Source organism: Frateuria sp. GZRe12 (genome assembly GCF_051900535.1).
In the GTDB taxonomy this organism is placed as follows: Bacteria; Pseudomonadota; Gammaproteobacteria; order Xanthomonadales; family Rhodanobacteraceae; genus Frateuria_A.
Map to the genome: position 1 here is coordinate 292,626 of NZ_JBHZGI010000003.1, position 19,002 is coordinate 311,627.

17 protein-coding genes are annotated in these 19,002 nt (G+C 66.5%); 15 read left to right on the plus strand and 2 right to left on the minus strand.

The features are described from left to right. The 12 genes from tssF to ACFWZ4_RS09980 all read left to right on the plus strand — a co-directional run bounded on the left by tssF (position 1) and on the right by ACFWZ4_RS09980 (position 12,282). Complete coding sequence (tssF, locus tag ACFWZ4_RS09925; RefSeq protein ID WP_439704520.1) at positions 1 to 1,884, plus strand: type VI secretion system baseplate subunit TssF; 1,884 nt, start codon at positions 1 to 3, stop codon at positions 1,882 to 1,884. Then, positions 1,848 to 2,870 carry a type VI secretion system baseplate subunit TssG gene (gene tssG, locus ACFWZ4_RS09930; protein WP_439704521.1) on the plus strand — a complete coding sequence of 341 codons (1,023 nt, stop codon included), beginning with the start codon at positions 1,848 to 1,850 and terminating at the stop codon, positions 2,868 to 2,870. Before tssF ends, tssG begins: the two co-directional genes overlap by 37 nt. 69 nt (positions 2,871 to 2,939) lie before the next feature. Further along, positions 2,940 to 5,672 carry a type VI secretion system ATPase TssH gene (gene tssH, locus ACFWZ4_RS09935; RefSeq protein WP_439704522.1) on the plus strand — a complete coding sequence of 911 codons (2,733 nt, stop codon included), beginning with the start codon at positions 2,940 to 2,942 and terminating at the stop codon, positions 5,670 to 5,672. A gap of 100 nt (positions 5,673 to 5,772) precedes the next feature. Then, entirely contained in the window at positions 5,773 to 6,879 is a 1,107-nt protein-coding gene (locus ACFWZ4_RS09940; protein WP_439704523.1) for a M35 family metallo-endopeptidase, read from the plus strand. A 143-nt stretch (positions 6,880 to 7,022) separates the two neighbouring features. After that, positions 7,023 to 7,400 carry a hypothetical protein gene (locus ACFWZ4_RS09945; RefSeq protein WP_439704524.1) on the plus strand — a complete coding sequence of 126 codons (378 nt, stop codon included), beginning with the start codon at positions 7,023 to 7,025 and terminating at the stop codon, positions 7,398 to 7,400. A 137-nt stretch (positions 7,401 to 7,537) separates the two neighbouring features. Continuing rightward, positions 7,538 to 7,741, plus strand: a complete 204-nt coding sequence (locus tag ACFWZ4_RS09950; protein WP_439704525.1) for a hypothetical protein — start codon at positions 7,538 to 7,540, stop codon at positions 7,739 to 7,741. A gap of 60 nt (positions 7,742 to 7,801) precedes the next feature. After that, positions 7,802 to 8,233, plus strand: coding sequence for a hypothetical protein (locus ACFWZ4_RS09955; protein ID WP_439704526.1), 432 nt, complete (start codon positions 7,802 to 7,804; stop codon positions 8,231 to 8,233). Between the two features lie 144 nt (positions 8,234 to 8,377). Further along, positions 8,378 to 8,539 (plus strand): hypothetical protein, encoded by a 162-nt coding sequence (locus ACFWZ4_RS09960; protein WP_439704527.1) that lies wholly within the window; start codon positions 8,378 to 8,380, stop codon positions 8,537 to 8,539. Between the two features lie 135 nt (positions 8,540 to 8,674). Then, positions 8,675 to 9,688, plus strand: coding sequence for a hypothetical protein (locus tag ACFWZ4_RS09965; RefSeq protein WP_439704528.1), 1,014 nt, complete (start codon positions 8,675 to 8,677; stop codon positions 9,686 to 9,688). Between the two features lie 300 nt (positions 9,689 to 9,988). Next, entirely contained in the window at positions 9,989 to 10,276 is a 288-nt protein-coding gene (locus tag ACFWZ4_RS09970) for a PAAR domain-containing protein (RefSeq protein WP_439665804.1), read from the plus strand. Beyond that, on the plus strand, positions 10,276 to 10,716 hold the full coding sequence (locus ACFWZ4_RS09975) for a DUF6795 domain-containing protein (RefSeq protein WP_439704529.1): 441 nt from the start codon (positions 10,276 to 10,278) through the stop codon (positions 10,714 to 10,716). Before ACFWZ4_RS09970 ends, ACFWZ4_RS09975 begins: the two co-directional genes overlap by 1 nt. 285 nt (positions 10,717 to 11,001) lie before the next feature. Next, entirely contained in the window at positions 11,002 to 12,282 is a 1,281-nt protein-coding gene (locus ACFWZ4_RS09980; RefSeq protein WP_439704612.1) for a tetratricopeptide repeat protein, read from the plus strand. Between the two features lie 358 nt (positions 12,283 to 12,640). Here the strand turns inward: ACFWZ4_RS09980 and ACFWZ4_RS09985 are convergent, their stop codons facing one another. Both ACFWZ4_RS09985 and ACFWZ4_RS09990 read right to left on the minus strand, forming a co-directional pair. Further along, complete coding sequence (locus ACFWZ4_RS09985; RefSeq protein WP_439704530.1) at positions 12,641 to 13,432, minus strand: lysozyme inhibitor LprI family protein; 792 nt, start codon at positions 13,430 to 13,432, stop codon at positions 12,641 to 12,643. Positions 13,433 to 13,447: 15 nt separating this feature from the next. Beyond that, positions 13,448 to 14,476 (minus strand): hypothetical protein, encoded by a 1,029-nt coding sequence (locus tag ACFWZ4_RS09990; RefSeq protein WP_439704531.1) that lies wholly within the window; start codon positions 14,474 to 14,476, stop codon positions 13,448 to 13,450. Between the two features lie 474 nt (positions 14,477 to 14,950). Here ACFWZ4_RS09990 and ACFWZ4_RS09995 point away from each other — a divergent pair, with 474 nt between their 5' ends. Genes ACFWZ4_RS09995 through tagH form a run of 3 tightly spaced genes read left to right on the plus strand, consistent with a single transcriptional unit; the run spans position 14,951 to position 18,868 of the window. Then, on the plus strand, positions 14,951 to 16,975 hold the full coding sequence (locus ACFWZ4_RS09995; protein ID WP_439704532.1) for a type VI secretion system Vgr family protein: 2,025 nt from the start codon (positions 14,951 to 14,953) through the stop codon (positions 16,973 to 16,975). A 13-nt stretch (positions 16,976 to 16,988) separates the two neighbouring features. Continuing rightward, positions 16,989 to 17,531 carry a DUF6931 family protein gene (locus tag ACFWZ4_RS10000; RefSeq protein WP_439704533.1) on the plus strand — a complete coding sequence of 181 codons (543 nt, stop codon included), beginning with the start codon at positions 16,989 to 16,991 and terminating at the stop codon, positions 17,529 to 17,531. A 17-nt stretch (positions 17,532 to 17,548) separates the two neighbouring features. Next, a complete protein-coding gene (gene tagH / locus ACFWZ4_RS10005; protein WP_439704613.1) occupies positions 17,549 to 18,868 on the plus strand; it encodes a type VI secretion system-associated FHA domain protein TagH in 1,320 nt (439 codons plus the stop codon). The last annotated feature ends 134 nt before the right edge of the window (positions 18,869 to 19,002 follow it).

Genomic DNA, 19,002 nt, shown 5'->3' on the forward strand with positions numbered 1-19,002 from the left:
ATGGACCCGCGCCTGCTCCGCTACTACAACCGCGAACTGCAGCACGTGCGCGAGATGGGCGGCGAGTTCGCGCGCGAGTACCCGAAGATCGCCGGCCGGCTTGGCCTGGAAGGTTTCGAGTGCGCCGATCCTTATGTAGAGCGCCTGCTCGAGGGCTTCGCGTTCCTCGCCGCGCGCGTGCAGCTGAAGCTCGACGCCCAGCAGCCGGTGTTCACCCAGCACTTGATGGAGATGGTGTATCCGCACTATCTCGCCCCCGTGCCCTCGATGGCGGTGGTGGAACTGGCGGCGGACCTCAAGGAAAGCGCCTTGGTCGCTGGTCACGTGGTGCCGCGGCACACCGCCCTGCGCAGCCTGACCGGTCGCGATGACCGCACCGCATGCGAGTACCGCACGGCGCACGACGTATCGCTGTGGCCGCTCAAGCTCACCGAGGCGAAGTATTTCGATACGCCGGCGGCCGTCGCCGCCGCGGGCGTGTCCGTCCCCGCGGACCGCGCCGTGCGGGCCGGCCTGCGCCTGAAGTTCGCGGTCACCGCCGGAGCGCAGGCCAACCTGCTGGCCATGGATGAGCTCCCGGTATTCCTGGCCGGTGCCGACGAACTGCCCAAGAGGCTGTACGAGCAGTTGCTGGGCAACGTCTCGGCCGTGGTGGTGCGCGCCAAGGGCGAGGGCGGTATCTCCAGCACCTGGCTCGAACCGGGCAGCATCAAGCCCAAGGGCTTCGACGACGCCGAGGCGATGATTCCCTACAGCGGCCGTTCCTTCAGCGGCTACCGGCTGCTGCAGGAGTACTTCGCCTGTCCGGAGCGCTTCCTGTTCGCCGTGTTCACCGGCCTGCGCCAGGCGCTTGCCCGGGCGCACGGGAGCGACTTCGAGATCGTGGTGCTGTTCGATCGCAGCGTCAGCCGCCTGCACAACGCGGTGGACGCGGGCAACTTCCGGTTGTTCTGCACGCCGGCGGTGAACCTGTTTCCGCGCCGCGCCGATCGCATCCACCTGCAACAGGGCCGCACCGAATATCACGTGCTGGCCGACCGCACACGGCCGATGGACTTCGAGATCCATTCGATCGGCAATGTCGAGGGGTTCGGCGACAGCCAGGAGCCGGAGCAGCGCTTCCAGCCGTTCTACGGCTGCGACGAGCGCACCTGGCAGGCCGGCCATGGCGCGTTCTACACGGTGCGGCGCGAGCCGCGCCAGCTGTCGTCGCGGCAAAAACTGCAGGGTGCACGCTCCAGCTACGTCGGCAGCGAGCTGTTCATCGCGCTGGTCGACGGCAGCGAGGCGCCGTATTCCAGCCGCCTGCGCCAGGTCGGCATGCAGCTGATGTGCACCAACCGGGACCTCCCGCTGCAGATGCCGGTGGGCAAGTCGCATACCGACTTCACGCTGGACATCGGTGCGCCGGTCGAATCGGTGCGTTGTGTCGCTGGACCGACCAAGCCGCGTGCCCCGGTCGCTGGCGGCGAGACCGCCTGGCGGCTGCTCAGCCATCTGCAGCTGAACTACGTCTCGCTGCTGGGCGAAGGCAACGCTGATGGCGCCGCCGCGCTGCGCGAGCTGCTCACGCTCTACTGCGACGAGTTCGACTCGGCCGCGCGCCGGCAGATCGACGGCATCAAGGCGGTGGGCTCGCAACCGATCGTGCGGCGCATCCCGGTACCCGGTCCGATCAGCTTCGGTCGCGGCCTGGAAATCACCCTGACCTGCGACGAGGGCGCCTTCGAAGGTACCGGCGCCTTCCTGCTCGGCGCGGTCATGCAGCATTTCTTCGCACGCTACGTCTCGATCAACTCCTTCACCGAGACGGTGCTGCGCACCCTGGAACGCAACGAGGTCGCCCGATGGCCGGCACGCCTGGGCTCGCGCCAGACGCTGTAGCGCTCGAGCGTGCGCTCGAGGAGCGGCCGGGCCACTTCGATTTCTTCGAGGCGATCCGGCAGCTTGAGTGCGCGCATCCGACGCGGCCGCGGCTGGGCGAGTCGACCAAGCCCTCGGAAGATTTCGTGCGACTGTGCCAGACGCCATCGCTGGCCTTCGCGCCGAATACCATCGGCGACTACAGGTCCGCTGCGGAAGGGCGTCCGGCGCGCATGCGTGCCCTGTTCTTCGGCCTGTTCGGGCCCAATGCACCGCTTCCGCTGCACCTGACCGAGTACGCGATCGACCGCGAGCGCAACGCGCGCGACACCACGCTGGTCGCGTTCGCCGACGTCTTCCACCATCGCATGGCGAGCCTTTTCTACCGCGCTTGGGCCAACTCCCAGCCAACCGTGCAGGCGGACCGCCCGGCGCAGGACCGCTTCCGCCTCTACACCGGCGCGCTGGTCGGGCTGGCCACGCCGGGGCTGGAGGGCCGCGATGCCCTGCCGGACGACTTCAAGCGCTTCTTCGCCGGACACATGCTGGCGCAGACGCGCAACGCCGAAGGGCTGCGTAGCCTCCTGCAGCAATTCTTCGCCGTCCCGGTGCGGATAGTCGAGTTCGTCGCCGAATGGATGCCCCTTCCGCGCGAGGCGTACCTGCGGCTGGGCCGCTCGACCGAAGTGGCCTGCCTGGGCCGCACCGCGGTCATAGGCGGCAACGTATGGGGGGCGCAGCAGCGCTTCCGCCTTCGCCTGGGTCCGCTCGAGCGCAGCCAGTTCGAGCATTTCCTCCCTGGCGGGGCCGCGCTGGCGCAACTGGTCGCGGCCGTGCGCAGCTACATCGGCGACGAGAAGGCCTGGGACGTGCAGCTTGTGCTCGCACACGCCCAGGTGCCAGCGACGCGGCTGGGCCAGGGCGGCCGGCTGGGGCTGACCACCTGGCTGGGCCAGCGCGCCACACGCACGGATGCCGACGACGTCGTACTTAAACCGGTGGGCTGACACCCGCCATACCGAACACCAGACCGGTCCGCCACGCGGGCCGCAGCAAACGCGAAGGGAAGAGACATCATGGCCGAGATCAGTCGCAGCGCCCTGTTCGGGAAACTCAACAAGCTCGCCTACCGGGGCATCGAAAGCGCCACCGTGTTCTGCAAGCTGCGCGGCAATCCCTACGTGGAGCTGGTGCACTGGGTCCACCAGATCCTGCAACTGCAGGATTCGGACCTGCACCGCATCGTCAAGCAGTTCAACATCAACCCGTCGAACCTGGCGCGCGACGTCACCGACGCGCTGGACAAGCTGCCGCGCGGCTCGACCACCATCACCGACCTGTCCTCCAACGTCGAGGAAGCGGTCGAGCGCGGCTGGGTGTTCGCCACGCTGATGTTCGGCGAAGCGCAGGTGCGCACCGGCTACCTCATGGTCGGCGTCGTGCGTACGCGACACTTGCGCAACGCGCTGGTCGCCATTTCGCCCGAGTTCGACAAGATCAAGCCCGAGACCCTGGTGGAGAAGTTCGCCGAGGTCGTTGCCGGCTCGCCCGAGGACGGCCAGAGCGCGAGCGACGGCTTCCAGATGGGCGGCGCGGTGCCGGGCGAGGCCAGTGGCGCGATGGGCCCGGCGCAGATGGGCAAGCAGGAGGCGCTCAAGCAGTTCACTGTCGACCTCACCGAGCAGGCCCGCAGTGGCAAGATCGATCCGATCGTCGGCCGCGACGAGGAAATCCGTCAGGTCGTCGACATCCTGATGCGCCGCCGCCAGAACAACCCGATGCTGGTCGGCGAGGCGGGCGTGGGCAAGACCGCGGTGGTCGAAGGCTTTGCCCTGCGCATCGCCCAGGGCGACGTGCCGCCGCAACTGAAGGACGTCGAGCTGCGCACGCTGGACGTGGGTCTGCTGCAGGCCGGCGCCAGCATGAAAGGTGAGTTCGAGAACCGCCTGCGCCAGGTGATCGAGGAAGTGCAGTCGAGCCCGAAGCCGATCATCCTGTTTATCGACGAGGCCCACACCCTGGTCGGCGCCGGCGGCGCGGCCGGCACCGGCGACGCGGCCAACCTGCTCAAGCCGGCGCTGGCGCGCGGCAACCTGCGCACGGTCGGCGCCACCACCTGGGCCGAGTACAAGAAGCACATCGAAAAGGATCCCGCGCTGACCCGCCGTTTCCAGACCGTGCAGGTCGACGAGCCGAGCGAGGAGAAAGGCATCCTGATGATGCGCGGCGTCGCCAGCGTGATGGAAAAGCATCACCGCGTGCAGATCCTGGACGAGGCGCTGGAGGCGGCGGTCAAGCTCTCGCACCGCTACATCCCCGCGCGCCAGCTGCCGGACAAGGCGGTGAGCCTGCTCGATACCGCCTGCGCGCGCGTGGCGATCAGCCAGCACGCCGTCCCGCCGGAAGTGGACGATACCCGCAAGCGTATCCAGGCCCTGGAAACCGAACTCGCCATCATCGCCCGCGAGAAGACCGTGGGCGTGGACGTGGCCGAGCGCGAAGCGTCGGCCGGCGAGAAGCTCGCCGTCGCCAAGGCGCGGCTCGAAACGCTCGAGATCAACTGGCAGGTCGAGAAGGGTCTGGTCGAGAGAATCCTTGCCATCCGCGCCCGCCTGCGCGGTGACGCGGCGCCGGTCGAGGGCACGGGCAGCGCGCTGGAGCGCGCGGCCAACGCCGAGGCTGGCGAGGTTGCCGTGGCAAGCATCGCGCTGACCGACGCCGAGCGCGCCACCGCGCTGGAGGAACTGAAGAGCCTGCAGGCGCAACTGGCCGAGCTGCAGGGCGAGAGCCCGCTGATCCTGCCCACCGTCGACTACGTGGCGGTCGGCTCGGTGGTGTCGGACTGGACCGGCATCCCGGTCGGCCGCATGGTCAAGAGCGAGCTCGAGACCGTCATGAACCTGGCCAGCCTGATGGGCAAGCGCGTGATCGGCCAGGACCACGCGATGGAGATGATCGCCAAGCGCATCCAGACGTCGCGCGCGGGCCTGGACAACCCGAACAAGCCGATCGGCGTGTTCATGCTGGCCGGCACCTCGGGCGTGGGCAAGACCGAAACCGCGCTGGCGCTGGCCGAGGCGCTCTACGGCGGCGAGCAGAACATCATCACCATCAACATGAGCGAGTTCCAGGAAGCGCACACCGTTTCCACGCTCAAGGGTGCGCCCCCCGGTTACGTGGGCTACGGCGAAGGTGGCGTGCTGACCGAGGCGGTGCGGCGCAAGCCGTACTCCGTGGTGCTGCTGGACGAGGTCGAGAAGGCCCATCCGGACGTCCACGAGATCTTCTTCCAGGTGTTCGACAAGGGTGTCATGGAGGACGGCGAAGGCCGACAGATCGATTTCAAGAACACGCTGATCCTGCTCACCACCAATGCAGGCACCGACCTGATCGCCGGACTGTGCCAGGACCCGGACCTGATGCCCGAACCCGAAGGCATCGCCAAGGCACTGCGCGAGCCGTTGCTGAAGGTATTCCCGCCGGCGCTGCTTGGTCGTCTGGTGACGATCCCGTACTACCCGCTGAGCCCGGAGATGCTGGGCAAGATCGTCGAGCTCCAATTGGGCCGCATCAAGAAGCGCATCGAAGCGCGCTACAGGATTCCGTTCGAGTACGGCGAAGACGTGGTCAGGCTCGTGGTCAGCCGCTGCACCGAGAGCGAATCGGGTGGCCGCATGATCGACGCAATCCTGACCAACACGATGCTTCCGGATATCAGTCGCGAATTCCTCAACCGCATGATCGAGGGCAAGCCCATCGAGCAGGCGCGCGTGGGCGTACAGGACGGCAACTTCTCCTACACCTTCTAGGCAGCCACGCGGCGATCCATGGATCGTCGCTGCAGCCAGGTCTTTCGGCGGCCGGGTGACGAACTCCGGCCCATAAGCAACAACCATCGGCGAAACGGACATGGTCGACTGGAACAAAAAGTTCATTACCGAATACCGCGCCGCGCGGACCGCGATCGGCAAAAGCGCCAGTTTCGAGCGGAGCTGGCAGCCCTTGGTGGTCAAGCTTGGAAAATTGATGGGTGCGGACGGCTTCGAGGCCAGCGAAGAGCCGGCGTTGAACGATCTGCGAAGCAGCCTCACCAAAGGCGCCAGCCAGACCCGGATCGCCGAGGAGAAGGGCATGCTCCAGGCGGCCGCGGGATGGAACGACAGCGATGCCGGCCTGATCGACCAGGAAACCCGGCGCCGTGCTGCCAGCCTGAAGTTCCTCCGCCACGTCTACCTCCAGAACAAGGCAGGCAACCGGCGGGTATGGGTGTTCTCGCTGCCGACCAATTTCACCGACTGGCCCAGTGCGTATCTCGACACGCATGCGCCCACTGTGGGGCACGCCAAACGGTGCCTGGCGGGTCAGGACGAACATTTCACTGACCAGCAACGCCGTTACCTGGGCAATTCGACCCAGCAGGCACTCGCCTGGTGCCAGAAGGCCGGCATCGTCCTCGCCAGTGCCGCCTCTTCCAGCGGATCGGCGGCGAAACACGCCGAGTCGCGCGCGATGGTGAAGCGATGGTTTGCCGAACCGGGCTTGGCCGACGCGGCCCTCGACAACCATATCGCGAACCTGGCAAGCGGATTCAAGAAAATCATCGGCATGTTGAACAAGGGGCGCTTCGTGGTCACCGACTGGGTACCCTTCCGCGGTACCAGCGATGCCGATGAGGCGGATTTCCTGGCCTCCGAAGCGTTCACTTTCCGCAACGGCACCGAAGGCATGGACGTGGTCTACATCGAGAGCAATTTCTTCACCGACGACCCCGGTGGGGTTGTGCACGGGCAAGCCAACTGGACGCGAATCATCGTGCACGAGCTGTCCCATCTGGTTTGCGGCACGCTGGACGTCAAGAATGGCCAGGACCGGTATGCCTGGTACGGCATCGGGCCCCATGCCGGTTATCCCGCGTCCGACTGCGTGCGCAATGCGGATAACTGGGCCTTTTTCGCAGCCGATTGCGGCAACGCGCTGTCCGATGCGGAACGCAACCACGCGCTGAAGATCATATGAGCGCGTGCACGCCGCGCAGCCAGCCGATCCGCGCAGTTGTCCTCCTGGCGTGTGCGTGGGGACTCTTGCTGGCCGTTTCGGCGTGCGCGTCCGACCAAGCACACATGCCGCCAGACTCACCGTCCACTACCAAGGCTCAGACCATGAACGACGACATGCCACGCCCCAGCCGCCCGTCCCCTCCTGCCGTGGCGCCTGTCGTCCACGACGGCGTTCGTTACGAGCAGGACATGCAGAGCTACCGCCATGGCGGCACCCAGTCCGGTGGTTATCTGGTCGCTATCGACCAGTCGACCGGGGAACGCCTATGGATGCTCAAGGTGTACGAGGTGCCCAGCCAGGATGCCGCGGGCGTGAGCACGCCCGGACGCTACTTCAAAAGCATGCAACTGCTGCCGGACGGTGAGCGGATCGAGATCCAGAGCGAAGTCGGCGGCAAATACGTAGTGGATTTGCGAGAGCGCACCTCGACGTGGATGAGCGGCCCGGATTCGGTCCACAAACCGCGCGACGGCCAGTGAATTTCCCGCCAGGTCAACTTCCGGTCGCGGCACCCAGTCGAGGCCGTCCACCGGAGCTGTCGCCGGTCGTCCACGGTGGCGTCCGCTATGAGCAGTTGAAGAACCCCGTGGCCGAGGGCCTTCCGCCGGGAGGCTACGTGGAGGCTACCGACATCGGGTCTGGCAAGCGGCTGTGGGTCAAGCGCCTGTACGCATCATCCGTCGATACGCGCATCGAAACGGATGTGCAAAGGACGTTTTTCAAAAACATGAGCATCGATGCCGTGCGCGGCCTGCTCGTGGTGGAGGACGAGAGGGGGCGCATCCATCGTGTCGGCCTTGCCGACCCCAGGGTGTGCTGACGTTAGGGAGCCGCTGCCGGCGCGACGCTTGCCGCCAGTGTCCGATCAAGGGAGGGTGACATGCCAAAAGAAGGCGAGATCGTCAGCGCGGTAAGCATTCCGCGCGAGGGTGGCGGCGGATGGACCGAAAAGGGATCGGCAAGCTGCTTCAAGATCATCTCAGGCAGTGCGAAGACGACGATCAGCGCAGCGGCCAAGCACGGTTGCACGGATCACGCGGAGATGAGGGCGTTGTCCTGTGTCACCGCTACCCAATTGGGAAACGTGAAACTGGATCAGAACGCCTTTCCCTGTGAGAAATGCCACGCGGCTCTGCTGGAACTGTCTGCAAGCTGCACGATAAGCATCGCGGTGACGGCCAACAAGGGGGAATACAACCGCTGCCACCGGATAAGCGGCCTGACCGTCGAAGAGGTGCCCGTGACCATCCTGTATCAGGCCGGTCACGCTTCCTACAACGGGACGCGCGACGACCACAGGATTCATGCGTAAGCCGCATGCGGCCTGAGTTTTTTCCATTGGGCGGTTGCGCACGCGTTCCTCGCGGTATCCCGGAGACGACATGAGCGTTCCATCCGAAGTGTTCGAAGGGCCATTTACGCGTCACAGCCGGCCTGCTGGTGCTGGCATGCACTGATGGGCCAGTTGGGCATCGTCCGTGGCAATGATGCGCTGGGCAAGAAGCCGCTGAGCGGATGGCGTCATCCACTGGGCGGGCGCACCGTTCCCAACAGCGCGTTGCCCACGCAGTCCTCGTCGATCAATGCGACATGGCTCAATGGCTCGATCAACTACTGAGAGCGAAAACACGATAGCTGCTCAAGGCGTCCGAACAACGATTGGACGGAAGCCTCATGGCGCTAGCCCGCGCGGCCTTGGGATCGCGATGCCGTGCAGGATGGGACAGACAAACATCAATTCGGGGGAAACGGTATGCCGACTGCCACTCTGAGTCGCGAAGAATTCCTGGCGCTGGGCGAGCTCGCCAAGGCACGCCGGCAACTGCTGGTCAACATGTTCGCCGGTACCCAGCTGAAATTCGGCCTCGCGAGCCGGCTGTCCAGCGCCAAGGAACTCCTGTCCGGCGGCAAGAAGGTCGTGACCTCGACCCAGAAGCTGGCCAAGGGCGGCAAGACCGTCGGCAAGCTGGCCAGCCTGCCGGGCATGAGGGAGGCGGTCAGCGACTTCATCGTCGAGTGCGCCGACGTTTCGGGCATCGAAGACGTCATCGAGGCGGTATCCGGCGAGGTACTGTCCGAGCTCGTGGCCGAGATCACTCCGTTCCTGGGCGTGGTCACCAGCGGTGTGAAGCTCGTCAAGGCCGGCAAGGCCGTGGCCCAGGACGGCTACAACCTCTACAAGAGCTCGGACTACAAGCAAGGTTTCCGGCCGGGCGATCCCTACGCCGCGGCGGAGGCGATCCAGGCGATCATCAAGCGCGACCTGGCGCGGCACTCGGTGAAGCTGGGGCAGCAGAGCGTGGCCACCGGCGCCAAGATCGCCGGGCTGTTCGCCGACTTCGGTACCGCTACCACCGCCGGCATCGGCGCGGCCAATGCGTTGGCCAGCCTGGGCCTGCAGCTGTTCTCGCTGGGCCTGGACGTCAAGGACATGCGTGCGGGCAACAAACGCCTGGCCACGCCGAACACGTTGGACCTGACCGTGTTCAACGAGTGTCCCGTACTGGGTTGCTACCTGCTGACCTGCGCCGACACCTCGTCGGTGGCGAACATGTTCGTCGCGGACGTCGGCCTGCCGGGCTGGATGGATCGCGTGGAGCAGATGAAGAAGAAACAGATGGACCCGATGCTCAAGATCGCCAGCAAGGACATCCAGGGCTCGCGCCTGCAGCTGGAGGGGCTCGCCAGCAACAAGGGCACGCATACCAAGAAGGGGTTCTTCGCCGGGGTAAAGAGCAAGGCGCTCAAACAAGTCGGACTGGCCTGACTCGCACTGCCTGCCGACATCCTGGCGCGTTCAGGCGCTCGGCCCACTTCGCTCCGCAGGCCAGCCCAGGCGGCGTGACCGGATTTGCTCGCGTTTTACGAATTCACGTAATAGGCGTCGTTGGCCAGCCCGGCCGGCGCGCCACCGCCAGGGGAGCTACCGGTCGATCGGTGGCTGAAATCCAGGACGGCTGCCTCTCCCGGGAGAACCGGTGCTGCCAATGGTTGCCATTGGCGGGCCGGATACGGCGATTTCCGCTCGCCTTGCCGGGGCGGGCAACCCTTTCAGTCGAGGAACCGCATGCAACCTGCCGCCCGCCTCACCGACATGCACGTCTGCCCGATGGTCACCGGCGTAGTGCCCCACGTGGGCGGCCCGATCACGGCGCCGGGCGCCCCGAAGGTGCTGATCGGCGGCCTGCCGGCCGCGCGCCTGGGCGACATGGCGACGTGCGTGGGCCCGCCGGACAGCATCATCCTGGGATCGCCGAAGGTCCTGATCGGCGGCCAGCCCGCTGCACGCATGGGCGACAGCTGCGCCCATGGCGGCACCATCGTGCTGGGCTGCTTCACGGTATTGATCGCTTGATGCGCGGCGTTGCCGGGCGCGGGCGCCGGCGTTCGCTGCGCAGTCGGGCGGCGTTCCTGGTCGCGCTGGCTGTATTCTGGTCGTTTGGGTTGCCTGGGGTGCGCGCCACGGGGTTGTTCGATCGGCTGGTCCTGTTTTCCGAAGTGCATGGAACGGTGTTGCGGGGGCGGCCAACCGTCGCCGGCGCGGAGTTCGTCCAGAAGGTGATCTGGTCGGACGAGCCGGACGAGATTCCTCCGCAGCCGCCCACGACTAACGACGCAACCGGCGCTTTCCGCTTCCCGGCCATCGAACGTGGTGCCGGCCTGCGCCGGATGATCCCCGCCCAGCCGATGATGCCGCAGACCATCACGATCCATTCGAAGGCCAGCGATACCTCGCCTGGCGCTGCGGAAGCGATTCCCACGACAACCGGTCGGAACTCGGCGGGCGGCCGTTGAACCCGGTCTGCGAATTGATCCACGCGCCCGAACACGAGGGCAAGCACTACGGAATCTGCAAGGCCCTGTGACACCCGGGAGGCCTGGGCGACGTCTTCATGGGATGACGAGCGGATGGCAACGGAACCCACACCAACGCAGGCGGCCGAAACCGCCAGCAGCACGTACCTGACGAGCCCGTTAGACGGAGAACGCACCGTGAAACGCGACCCTGCACATGCCTACCTTCGCCGGCCCGCTCCCGCGGCGGTGGTGCGCGACCATCGCGGCGTCCTGCGCCAGGCCATGAACGCACACCAGGCGGACGATCTGGACACGGCCGAGCGGCTCTACCGCGAGGTGCTGGAGCTGCACGCAGCCCAACCCGACGCGCTGCATTACCTGGGCGTGCTCTGCCACCAGCAGGGGCGCAGCGACGAAGGCGTGGAACTCATACGCACCGCGTTGAAGATCACCCCGCGCCATCCGGACGCGCACAACAACCTGGGCAACATCCACAAGGAGTGCGGCCGGCCCGCCGAGGCGGAAGCCTGCTATCGGCGCGCGCTCGAATGCGCTTCGGAGCATCACAACGCTCAGGGCAACCTGGCGGTGGTGCTGGAGGCGCAGGATCGCCTGGACGAGGCTTTCGAGGCGTATGGCACGCTGCTGCAACAGGCGCCGGACGATGCCCGCGGCCACTACCTGCTGGGCCTGTTCCTGCGCAACCACGCGCAGAACATGGAACACCTGGAGCAATCGGCCGAGTGCTTCCGCCGCGCCTTCGAGGTGGATTCACGCAACCTGCGCGCGCTGGAGGCCCTGGGCGTCACGCTGTATGCGCTCAAGCGCCACGACGAAGCCCGCCAGGTCTACCGCGACTGGCTCGCGCGCGAGCCGGAAAATCCGGTGCCACGCCACATGCTGGCCGCGTGTGGCGGTGCCGACGCGCCGTCGCGCGCCGACGATGATTACGTGCGCGAGCTGTTCGATGGCTTCGCCGACAGTTTCGACGAACAACTGCTGAAGAACCTGGATTACCGCGCGCCGCAGGTGCTCGCCGCCGCGCTGGAGGGCGTACTGCCTGCCGCGCACGGAGGCCTGGACGTGCTCGATGCCGGATGCGGCACGGGACTATGCGCGCCGCTGATGCGCGCCCACGCGCGGCACCTGGTCGGCGTTGACCTGTCCGGCGGCATGGTCGACAAGGCGCGCCTGCGTGGCGGTTACGACGCGCTGGAAGTGGCCGAGCTGACCAGCTACCTCCAGGCGCACCCGGACGCCTACGACCTCGTGCTGTCGGCCGACACGCTGGTGTACTTCGGTCGGCTGGAGGAGGTGCTGGCCGCCGCTCACGCGGCCCTCCGGCCCGATGGGTGGCTCGGGTTCACCCTCGAAGCCATGGCAGACGAGTCCGGAGAGCTGGAAATCACGCCGAGCGGACGTTATCGCCACGGTCGCGGCTACGTCGAACGCGTGCTGGCTTCCAGCGGCTTCGGCGACGTGCGCATCCAGGCCGACGCGCTGCGCCGCGAGGCTGGCCAGGCAGTCGCCGGCTGGGTCGTGCTGGCGCAGCGCCAGCCCTGAGGATTGGCGTCATGACGGGCCGCTGGTCCGCCGCCCACCAGGCGCTGCGACTCAGCGACAGCCGCCGCCGTTGAGCGCGTTGTCGGGATCACAGCGAAGGTTTCTGCCGAGCGTATCCAGCTGACCCCGGATGGCCCCGGCGCGCGCCACTTCGTGCAATCGTCGACAGGCGCGCAGCCGCTGGGCGCGTCAACGCGGGCGTGGAACGCCCGCTCGGAAGCGAACCCGAATGTCTGGAAATCCGCGCATGACCATGCACGGTGGCTCGCTGACATGGATCTGCCCGGTGGCATGGTCAAGATGGCGCGCCAACACGGCGCCTACGACGCGCCGGAGGCTGCTTTGCCCACGACGATCGTCATTGCTGCATCAGCTCGTCGATGCGGTCGCGCATGCTTTCGCCGAGGCAGTGGACATCCGTGCCGCAGGCGTCGCGTGAGCCGATCCACTGCCGTTGGGCTTGGCGCAAGGCAGCGGCGTCGTCGCCCACCCGTGGTAAGGCGAATCGATAGGCCGCGGCCACGCTGCGGTCGTAGCCGGCGAGCGTCGCCGATGCACAGATGGTTCGTTCGGCGGCACTGTGCGCATTCGCGCAGGCGAACGACGCGCGTATCGGTTCCTTGTTCTCCACTTTGCGCAACACCAACACATAACCGCTACCGTCGTAGTTCGTCAGCAGGCGGTCGGCGGAGGGCATCACCAGCCATGCACTGTTCCACGGCGATCCGGCGGGCGTGCAGCTGACTTCCACGGGCGATACCGCCGCGTCGGCAAGATGGATGTCGAAATCCGCAAGGTTCGGATGCGTTGGCGTGTCAAAGGATTCGGGACGCGGAAAGCGATCGCCGATGAAGTGCTGCAGTTTGTCGGCCGGCAGTGTGGAGAAGGCAGGCGCGTCGCACGCCTGCGAGCCGTCGTCGAGCCGGATACCCGCATCGTCGACGACGAGCTGGCGGCCGAGCAGTCGAGGGTCGTCGGGGAAGTACTGCCAGTGGGACTGGTCCCGATGATCGACGGCCACCTGGACGACCTCCCAGTGCCCCTGCAGGGTGGTCGGCGCCGTGGCGGCGACGGCCTGCATGAGGGCGAAGCAGCCGATGGTCGATCCGAGCAGGCGCAGCGATGGGCGACGACGATAGGGGTGGCGCATGGACAGGGGCTCGCCTCAGGACTTTGCAGCGATGAGAATGGCTTCGAACTGCTGCGCGATGCCGGCGATGTCCGCCGCGTGGTCGCTGCCGTTGACCATGTGGCGGGCACCGACGTAATCGCTCCTGGCGCCGTGGAAGTAGGTCGAGAACTTCCTGCCGTTGGCGAAACCCTTGCCCGTCAGCATGCCGTGCGCCATGACCTTGTAAGCGATCTGCGGCTGCAGCACATCGTCCGGGTTGAGCAGGAGCTGGAGGCCGAGGTTCAACTCGGTGCTGGCCTTGGCGTAGTTCGACCACCAGGTCAGTTGCACGTAGCCGCGGCCGTAGTAGGCGTATTCGTCGCCATCATCGTCTTTGTAGGCCGTAACGGCCTTCTGGGCCGGGGCCGCACCTTGCTTGGCGCCGTGGGTGATCGCCTTGTACGTGCCTTCGGCCGTTACCGTGAACTGGTCGCCGTCCTGCTCGGTGACGCGCGCGCCTCCTTTCGGGAGGGATTTCACTTTTACGGGAAGGTAGTAATTGCGATTTGCCCCGTGGCCCACTTCCTCGACTGGTGACATGGTAATCGCCCAACGCCTGCGCGACCTCACCAGAGGATTGCCTTTTTTGTCGACGACCGGTTTGTGGTGCTTGTCCAGTACCGGCACGGTTTCTTTCTTGAGCGACGTGGTTTCCCAGTACGCGGTGGCGAGCATGTAAGCCGTCCAGCGCACGTCGGTGATGCGCGCGTCGCCCTCGATGAAGCCGACCAGGAGTTCCAGCTGCGGAATCGCGGCTGCATCGAAATGCGGGGACTTGCCGAACTCGCGAACGAAGCCCTCGCGCAACTTGATGCGGTCGAATTTTCCCTGCCAGGCATAGATGGCGTTAGCCGCGTTGTCGGCCGCTTGCTCGGCAGCCGATTTGACAGGCGTGCGCAAACGCGGCTTGGCGCCCAGGGCATTCGGAAGACGCCCGGCGCCCGGTGCGTGATGATGGCCCGGCAGCGCCTGCTGCGATATGGCGCCGGGGGCCGTCGGGTGAGCGTTGCGGTGGTGGCGCATGAGGTTCCCTCCGGTGACGTTCGCACCGATCCGGGCAGGTGGCGCGCGCACCGATTCTAGACGCGTTGGCCTCCGCGCGCGTGCCTGCGGCGGAGTTGGGCCGGTACACCTGCGCTTGCCTGCGAGCGAAGCTGGAAAAAGCCGAACAATGGCTTTTGGATCAACCAGTTGGTGGTTGCTCTGCCGACGCTGAAGCTGCGTGACCTGAAATGCCCCCGGTTTACGCACTAAGAACCATGGGGGACTGCCTGCAGGTGCAGCAGGGCCTCCTGGTGTTGTGGGCGCAACCGCCGGAAACGGGGCTTGCGTGCATCGGTTGGCTTAAGGGGGCTTGGATGCGTATCGACAGTGCTTGCGGCGGCGGACACGTCTGCCCGTGGCAGTGGCGCGGTGCACGAGCACCCGCTTGTGTCCGGCCTGCGCGTCGCGCATGGCTTCGTTTGCTCGCGATCGCAGGTTTTTGAGGGACTGGACATGACCTACCGCATGACGATGACTTCATCGCTCGGCGACAAGCTCACGGCGGCAAGCCTTTCGGGCAGCGAACAACTGGGGCGGCTCTATTCCTACCAGCTGAAGATGTGGAGCGAGGACAACGGCCTCGACCTGCTCGCGCTGCTCGGCAGTTCCATCACGGTGACGTACGAGGAAGGGACGTACACGCGCCATGTCAACGGCATCGTCGCCGAGGCATCCCAAAGCGGTTTCGAGAGCTTCCAGGGCAAGGACTACGCCGCCTATTCGGTGACGCTCGTTCCCAAGGCCTGGCTGTTGCTGAACAAGGTGGACTGCCGGATTTACCTGAACCAGTCCGTGCCCGATATCGTCAAGGCGGTACTCGCGGAAATCGGCTACAGCGATATCAAGCTCGAGCTCACCGCGAGCTACCCGGCACGCGAGTACTGCGTGCAATACCGCGAGGACTATTTCAACTTCATCAGCCGCTTGATGGAGCAGGAGGGCATCTACTACTTCTTCCGGCATGCCGACGGCGTGCACACCATGGTGCTGGCCGACTCGCTGGGAGCCCATTCCGCGTCCGAAGGGTTCGCCACGCTGCCGTACCTGCCGCAGGCGGGGGACGGCGGGGCGTCGCACGAGATCGCGGTCACCGAGTTCTCGCCGGCGCGCTCGGTGCAGACGATCAAGTATTCGCTGGCCGACTACGATCCGCTGAAGCCGAAGGCGTCGTTGCTGGGCGTCAATTCGGCCAACAATGCCGACGGCAACCATGCGATGTCCGACCTGGAGTCGTTCGACTACCCCGGCGAGCACGATTCCGCCGACGTGGGCAAGCACTATGCGCAGGTTCGAGTCGAAGCGATCAATGCGATGCAGTCGCAGTTCTCCGGCGCAACCAATGCCGGCGGCCTGCTTACCGGCGCGCTGTTCAAGCTGGAAGGGTTCCCGCAGGACAAGCTGAACCAGGAATACCTGGTGGCCGGCTCGACCCTGCACATCGCCAATCCGACGCAGGGCGGGGAAGGCGAGCAGGTCCACTGCAGTTTCACCGCCATCCAGAGCAAGCAGCCGTTCCGCGCCATGCCGATGGCGGTCAAGCCGATGGTCGTCGGCCTGCAGACGGCCGTCGTCACGGGAAGCGACACGGCCGAAGACATCGCCGTGGACAAGTACGGCCGCATCCAGGTCACGTTCCACTGGAACAAGCCCGACAAGAAGAACGCGCAAAGTTCGTGCCCCGTGCGGGTCGCGTCCGCCTGGGCCGGCAAGAACTGGGGCACGGTGAGCATTCCGCGCATCGGCCAGGAAGTGGTGGTCAGCTTCCTGGAGGGCGACCCCGACCGGCCGTTGGTGATCGGCAGCGTCTACAACGCCGACAACATGCCGCCCTACGCGCTGCCCGACAACAAGACACAGAGCGGCATCAAGAGCCGAAGCCTGCTCGGCGGCACCGCCGACTTCAACGAGTTGCGCTTCGAGGACAAAAAGGGCGAGGAGGACTTCTTCATCCACGCCCAGAAGGACATGCACGAAGAGGTCGAGAACGACCACGTCGTGACCATCGACCACGACGAGACGGTGACGGTCAAGCACGACCAGACGCTCACCGTCGAGAACGACCAGACCGAGACGATCAAGCACGACCGCAAGGTCACCGTGCAGAACGAGGACAAGCTCGACGTCACCGCCAACGGCACCACCAGCATCGGCCAGAAGTTCAAGCTTTCGGCCGGCACCGAGATCGAGCTGGTCACCGGTGCTTCCAGCATCGTGATGAAGAGCTCGGGCGACATCGAGATCAAGGGCGTCAACATCAAGATTACCGGCAGCGTGGGGGTCAAGGTCGAAGGCCAGGTCGAAGTCGGCGTCAAGGCCGGCGCCACGATGGACCTGGGCGCGGGCGCCACGCTCAAGATGCATTCGGACGCCATGCTCGAAGTGGCCGGCGGCGCCATGGCCACCGTCAAGGCACCCATGCTCACGCTCAAGGGCGATGGCATGAACCAGGTGTCCGGCGGCGTGGTGATGATCGGGTAAGGGGGAGAGCGTCATGTCGATCGTCATGCAAGCTGCCGAGCAGATGGAGCTGGGTGATCCCGCGCGCGCCCGGCTGGAGCCCGGCATGGGGCCGCGCGAGGCCGTGCAGGCGCTGCTCGAAGGCGGCGAAACGCAGGATGCGCTGAAGTTGCTCGCGCGCCTCCTGCCCAAGCGCTACGCCGTGGCCTGGGCCTGCCAGTGCGCGCGCGACGTGGCCTTGCCGCTGGAGGACAAGGCCGGCGCCGCGCTCGCCGAGCAATGGGTGCGCGAGCCGGAGGAACCCAATCGGCGTGCCGCGTTCGAGTTCGCCAACGCCGGCGGTTACCGAAACATCGGCGCCTGGCTGGCGGCCTGCGCGGGCTGGTCCGGCGGCAGCCTGGCGCCGGCGACCCAGCAAACCCCGGTGCCGCCGGCCGAACACCTGACCGCCTGCGCCGTGGTGGCGGCCATCAACCTCATGGCCGGCCTCGATCCGGAACGCTTCGAGCAGCGCCGCGCCGGCTTCATGGCGCGCGCCATGAGCCTGCTCGGCGCCGGCGAAACCCAGACCTGCTGAAGGAGCGACGCGTGCCTATCCCACAGACACTCGTGCTCGCCGTGCTCGGCCCGCACGCCGCGCAGTTCGGCGCACGCAGCCAGAAGGCCTTCGAGGGCCGCGACGGCAGCATCGGCCGTGCGGAGGACTGCGACTGGGTGCTGGCCGCGGCCGGCGTGTCGCGCGTGCACGCCATGGTGCGCTGCCTCAACGGCATGTACTTCATCGAGGACCGCAGCACCAACGGCATGCTGCTCAACGGCCGGCCGCTGGTGAAAGGTGACCCGGCGTCATTGAAGGACGGCGATCGTTTGCAGATCGACACTTTCGAGGTGTCGGTTCGTTTCCAGGCCGACAACGCCACCGTGGTGCAGCCGGCGCCAGCCCCGGCACCCGCGATGGCGGCGGCCGCGCCGCTGCCCGGCGGCGATTTTCTCGACGAGATGCTGGGTGGCGCGTTCGGCGCGCCGCCGGCGCCCGCGCGCGGCATCCCTGACGAGCCGCTGATTCCGGCGTCCGGCGGTCCGGCCGCCACGCTCGATCCGCTGGCGTTCCTGGACGAGCCCTTTGGTGCGCCGCCGGCGCCCGCGCCCGCACCGGCCGCAAGCTGGAACCATTCCAGCGGCATGGCCGATCATTTCCATCCGCCGGGCGTTGCCGGCCAGCGGCCGGCGCTGCCGGAGAACTGGGACCTGACTATGGGCGACTTCGCGCCCCGGGAGGCACCGGCACCCACGCCAGCACCGGCACCGGCGGCGCCAGTCGCGCCCGTGGCGCCCATCTCGCCGCAGCCTGTCGTGCCGGTGGCGCCGGTCGCCGCCGCGCCGGCCCCGTCGGCCGGTGTCCCGCCCGAGCTGGACACGATCTTCCGCATCGTCGTCGATGGCGTGATGGACGTACTGCGCGCCCGCGCGGAGATCAAGAACACCTTCCGCCTGCCGGTCACGTTGATCCAGCGATCGGAAAACAATCCGCTGAAGTTCGCGCCGACCGCCGACGAAGCACTGCAGAAGCTGCTCGCCCCGGCCACCGGCGCCTTCCTCTCCGGCACCGATGCATTCCAGGACGCCTTCGACGACATCCGTTGCCACCAGATGGCGATGCTGGCCGGCGTGCGCGCGGGCTTCGAGGCTGTGCTGGCGCACTTCAACCCCGACCGGCTTGAGCAGGAAGTGGACGGCAGCAAGCGCTCGGCCTTCGGCGGCAAGGGGCGCTACTGGGAGCGCTATCGCGAGAACTTCGAGGGCCTGGCCAAGGACCCGGATGAATGCTTCCGCCGCCTGTTCGGCGACGAGTTCGCACGCGCCTACGAGGAGCAGCTGGCGCGTCTGAAGTCGGCCCGGGTGCGGCAGCGGTAAGAGCGCATGGCGCTTTTCACGTGAAAAACACGCACTAGAAGAAGGGCCTCCCACGCCAGGGCATCCCCTGCAGGAGCACCAGTGGGCGCGACCGCGGACCCCGGGGGCGCCCAAGGGCGCTCCTACAGGCAGTT

Bases quoted from the DNA above. Each gene is read 5' to 3' on its own strand.
- tssF (WP_439704520.1), top strand. From the start codon at position 1: ATGGACCCGCGCCTGCTCCGCTACTACAACCGCGAACTGCAGCACGTG.
- tssG (WP_439704521.1), top strand. From the start codon at position 1,848: ATGGCCGGCACGCCTGGGCTCGCGCCAGACGCTGTAGCGCTCGAGCGT.
- tssH (WP_439704522.1), top strand. From the start codon at position 2,940: ATGGCCGAGATCAGTCGCAGCGCCCTGTTCGGGAAACTCAACAAGCTC.
- ACFWZ4_RS09940 (WP_439704523.1), top strand. From the start codon at position 5,773: ATGGTCGACTGGAACAAAAAGTTCATTACCGAATACCGCGCCGCGCGG.
- ACFWZ4_RS09945 (WP_439704524.1), top strand. From the start codon at position 7,023: ATGAACGACGACATGCCACGCCCCAGCCGCCCGTCCCCTCCTGCCGTG.
- ACFWZ4_RS09955 (WP_439704526.1), top strand. From the start codon at position 7,802: ATGCCAAAAGAAGGCGAGATCGTCAGCGCGGTAAGCATTCCGCGCGAG.
- ACFWZ4_RS09960 (WP_439704527.1), top strand. From the start codon at position 8,378: ATGGGCCAGTTGGGCATCGTCCGTGGCAATGATGCGCTGGGCAAGAAG.
- ACFWZ4_RS09965 (WP_439704528.1), top strand. From the start codon at position 8,675: ATGCCGACTGCCACTCTGAGTCGCGAAGAATTCCTGGCGCTGGGCGAG.
- ACFWZ4_RS09970 (WP_439665804.1), top strand. From the start codon at position 9,989: ATGCAACCTGCCGCCCGCCTCACCGACATGCACGTCTGCCCGATGGTC.
- ACFWZ4_RS09975 (WP_439704529.1), top strand. From the start codon at position 10,276: ATGCGCGGCGTTGCCGGGCGCGGGCGCCGGCGTTCGCTGCGCAGTCGG.
- ACFWZ4_RS09980 (WP_439704612.1), top strand. From the start codon at position 11,002: ATGAACGCACACCAGGCGGACGATCTGGACACGGCCGAGCGGCTCTAC.
- ACFWZ4_RS09985 (WP_439704530.1), bottom strand. From the start codon at position 13,432: ATGCGCCACCCCTATCGTCGTCGCCCATCGCTGCGCCTGCTCGGATCG.
- ACFWZ4_RS09990 (WP_439704531.1), bottom strand. From the start codon at position 14,476: ATGCGCCACCACCGCAACGCTCACCCGACGGCCCCCGGCGCCATATCG.
- ACFWZ4_RS09995 (WP_439704532.1), top strand. From the start codon at position 14,951: ATGACCTACCGCATGACGATGACTTCATCGCTCGGCGACAAGCTCACG.
- ACFWZ4_RS10000 (WP_439704533.1), top strand. From the start codon at position 16,989: ATGTCGATCGTCATGCAAGCTGCCGAGCAGATGGAGCTGGGTGATCCC.